6 protein-coding genes are annotated in these 3,624 nt (G+C 48.5%); all 6 read left to right on the top strand.

The window, feature by feature from the left end:
* Positions 1-616, top strand: a 616-nt coding sequence (locus B7L71_RS00030) for an HAD family hydrolase (RefSeq protein WP_212636720.1), incomplete at its 5' end; no start/stop codon positions are given.
* Positions 613-1,236: a hypothetical protein gene (locus B7L71_RS00025; RefSeq protein ID WP_081135009.1), complete on the top strand. Its 624-nt coding sequence runs from the start codon at positions 613-615 to the stop codon at positions 1,234-1,236. The genes B7L71_RS00030 and B7L71_RS00025, both read left to right, overlap by 4 nt.
* A 16-nt stretch (positions 1,237-1,252) precedes the next feature.
* Positions 1,253-2,227 (top strand): DNA-processing protein DprA, encoded by a 975-nt coding sequence (locus B7L71_RS00020; protein WP_081135006.1) that lies wholly within the window; start codon positions 1,253-1,255, stop codon positions 2,225-2,227.
* A gap of 506 nt (positions 2,228-2,733) precedes the next feature.
* On the top strand, positions 2,734-3,048 hold the full coding sequence (locus B7L71_RS00015) for a transcriptional regulator (RefSeq protein WP_016914160.1): 315 nt from the start codon (positions 2,734-2,736) through the stop codon (positions 3,046-3,048).
* Positions 3,041-3,361, top strand: coding sequence for a helix-turn-helix domain-containing protein (locus B7L71_RS00010; RefSeq protein ID WP_081135004.1), 321 nt, complete (start codon positions 3,041-3,043; stop codon positions 3,359-3,361). The genes B7L71_RS00015 and B7L71_RS00010 overlap by 8 nt, the downstream gene beginning before the upstream one ends.
* On the top strand, positions 3,339-3,624 hold a 286-nt coding region (locus tag B7L71_RS00005; RefSeq protein WP_212636719.1), incomplete at its 3' end, for an EAL domain-containing protein. The genes B7L71_RS00010 and B7L71_RS00005, both read left to right, overlap by 23 nt.

Below are 3,624 nucleotides of genomic sequence, written 5' to 3'. Positions count from 1 at the left end.
GCGAATGAGGCGGAGCATGGTTGACGGAAATCAAGCGCGTGAAGAATGGCTGGCCAAAGCTGAGCGAGCGGAAGTTATCGTATTTGATTTGGACGGAACCTTGGTGGATTCCGATCACGCCAACTTTTTGGCGTATAAAGATGCTGTGATGTGCGTTCTATCTACACAAATAGAAATTGATTTCACTCCGGGCACCAGAATAACGCGAGAAGTACTTGAAGAGCTTATTCCGGGCATCACTGACAAACAACTTGAAGAGATTGCCTTACTTAAAGAGCGCACATTTCATAAATATCTTTCAGAAACAAAGGCCAGACCGCGACTAATTGAAATAGTTGCACGCGTCCAAGACAAAGAAGTTGTTTTGGCCACAAATAGTCGCAGATGTCGAGCGGAAATGTTACTCAACCATCACGGGCTTATCGAGAAGTTCACACGGAAGATCTATAGAGACGCTGAATCTCAAAGAGATAAGTACGTGCAATTGATGGCTGAACTTCCGAAAGGAAGTATGTCCATGTTGGTGTTTGAGAATGATGAAAAGGCCATTGAGTCAGCTATTGCTTGTGGCATTGGAATTGACCAGATAATAGATGTACGCAGGATTACAAGATGAACAAATTCATAATGGAAGCAAACCAGTTCTTGAACCGAAATGTGCCAGGCTATTTTCATGCCGACTTTCATGGAGCGGGTCAACCAGGAAATCCGGATTTCCTGTACAAACTCAAGAATGATCCCCATCACAAATGGAGCCAACAAAATATCAGATACGCGATCAACGATCTGAATGCGGTTCTCGGTATAGATTTCCCGGAAATTATCAAGCAGGTCGAGGCAAGCACCTTGACGGTTTGCGTCGTCCCAAGAGCCAAGGCAGAAGCTTCTTATCGTCCAGACCAGTTATTGTTTAAGGCAACGGTAGGGGCATATGCTCGTTCAACCCTCGGATTTGCAGATGGATCGGATTTTATTATCCGGCATACGAACACCCGAACTACCCACCTGCGAAACCCTGTTGATGGATTCGAGAACGATGGTCGAATGCCCTATCCGGGCATCGCTTCAGATACCTGCAATTTTTCAGCGCATATCAGGGGGCGCGACATCTTACTAGTCGATGACATCTACACAAAAACGGTGAACATTGATGAAGATATGGTGCAAGCTTTGTTTGATAACGGGGCTAGGTCGGTAGTGTTCTACGCGATCGGAAACACGCCAAAAAGAATCTGAGGAATGGGAAGCTGATATGAAATGTAGCGAAAACGCCATCAATGTCATGGCTGCCAGAATTTATAAAGGTATTGGACGGGCTTGGATTGTTAAAAATCTTTCAACCCCAAAGCCCGAAGAAGCTATCGTTAAGCTATTAAACGAATCCTCTAAGTCAGAGGGCACAATCACCATTGAGGACTTCAACAAGAAAAAATCGATGTTGCGAAGAATACTTTCCGAGTCAGTGGGTGCAGTTGATGGCGTTGTCGCTATTGGAGATGATGATTTCCCTGCACATCGCGGCTCCGTGAAAAATAGTGAACGCCCGATTTTTCTATTTTATAGAGGCGATCTTTCGCTGCTATCCACTAAAAGTAACAATATTGCTGTAATAGGACTGCTGAATCCCACCCAAGAGATAGAAGCGATAGAACGGAAACTTGTTGCTAACTTGGTGGCCAATGGTGCTGTAATAGTTAGTGGTCTGGCGTTGGGTTGTGACACCATTGCTCATCTGCAAGCTTTAGATTCCAAGGGAAAGACAGTTGCAATCCTCCCAAGCCCGCTAAACGATATTATGCCAGCCAAGAACAAAGATTTGGCCAAGGATATTGTCGCAAGCGGTGGATTATTAATTTCTGAGTATCTTACCGCGCCAAAATCCAAAATGGAGCTAAGTGGCAGGTATCAAGAGCGAGATAGATTACAGGCCCTTTTTAGCAATTCAATCGTATTGTCTGCTAGTTACGCCAAGAACAATATAGGAAATGATAGCGGTTCCAGATTAGCAATGGGTTACGCCAAAGATTATTCAATACCTAGGGCAGTTATCTACGACGAAAAGCAGCACTTAAACAATCCAATGTTTGATTTAAATAGGCAACTTATTTCAGAAGAGCCTAGCATTGTGGTTTTTAGTGAAGGAAGCAGTGCAACAGCACTTCCAAAAATTCTTTGTTCAAGTACTGTCGTCATGACGCGAAGTCCGGTCCAGCAAAGTATGATCTAGCGCGGACGCAAAATTCGCATAACAAGGCGCTGCTGTCGGACAAATTTTCCGCTGCGCTCCAAATTTGCCGCAGAGCGCGGCGTTATGGGTGCTCGGCTTTTTGCTTTTAGTTGGGTTTAGGTAGGGACTGTCGGCGTCGTGCCACAAGCCAAGTTAACCGGTATTAGAGTCTTCCGGTTCATCACAGGCTTGGCAGTTTCGCTCCTGGTGGTAGTCGGAAAGTAAAAGGTAAACGGCCACATCATCGCAATCGGCGTGGTGTGACACTAAGAAAAATTGTGGCGGTGGCAGGTACTCAGTTCTTGCCTCGCATTGTTCGGGCTGTGGCTCCGCTAGCGCTTTGCATAGTGCTAGTAGAGAGCTGGGAGCGTCGCAGCCATAACCAAGCGCAGCACTACACGGCCTGGCGGCCGTCGGATGCTCGCAAGCTCGCACCGGTGTGCGCGGCGTTAACCCTTCTAGCCGCCTACCTTGCAAAACTCCGTCAATGACGTATATTTGTCAGTATGTTTACCATCATCGAAACCCCTACATTTGAAGCGGACGCCAGGAAAATTTGGACTGAAGAGGAGCGGAGCTCTTTCTTCGCTTGGCTGGCAGCCAATCCGGAAATAGGTGATCCCATTCCCGGTAGTGGTGGATGTAGAAAGGTTCGTTGGTCGGTTGCGGGTTCAGGGAAGCGGGGTGGAGTGCGAGTTATCTACTTCACCAGGTTGGCAAATGGCGAGATCTGGCTGTTGGTGATCTACAAAAAGGCCGTCAAGGACAACATACCCGCGCATATCCTGAAGTCGATTCGTGAGGTATTGGAAAATGAGTAACGAGACCCTGAGTGCTGAGGAGCTTGGCAACAAGCTACTCCAGTCCGTCAAAGAAATGAAAGCGGGCAAAGCCGCACGAGTCAGTCGTGTGGAGCCTAACGAGGTGGCAGAGGCACGCGGTAAAACCGGCCTGACCCAGAGGGAGTTTGCTGAGGTACTGCATATTTCTCCGCGTACGTTGCAGGAATGGGAGCAAGGTCGACGTAAACCCTCAGGGCCGGCAAAGGCACTCATCGAGATTGCTTTCCGTCATCCGGAGGTTATTCGGGAAGACCTCGAACTCCGGGGGTATGCTGGAAGGCCGGGCAGTTGAGAGCCTGCATTGCCTCAAGTCGGCAGGTATCCGCCTCAGTCTTGACGATTTCGGCACCGGTTACGCGGGGTTCGCCCACCTGGAGGCGGTACCGGTAGACAAGCTCAAGATTGACCGAAGCCTGATTAACCGCATCTCAAACAGCCATGATGACAGTCCGATCGTGTCCTCTACCATTATTCTGGCCAAGCGCATGGCGCTCAAAGTGGTGGCCGAGGGCGTGGAAACCCGTGAGCAGCTGGTTCACCTGAAAGTCGCCGGCT

Origin of the sequence: Halomonas sp. BC2, from assembly GCF_002078115.1 — a bacterium.
Classification (GTDB): domain Bacteria; phylum Pseudomonadota; class Gammaproteobacteria; order Pseudomonadales; family Halomonadaceae; genus Vreelandella; species Vreelandella stevensii.
Note: the sequence above shows the minus strand (reverse complement) of the source record. Positions and strands in the feature narration are given on the sequence as shown.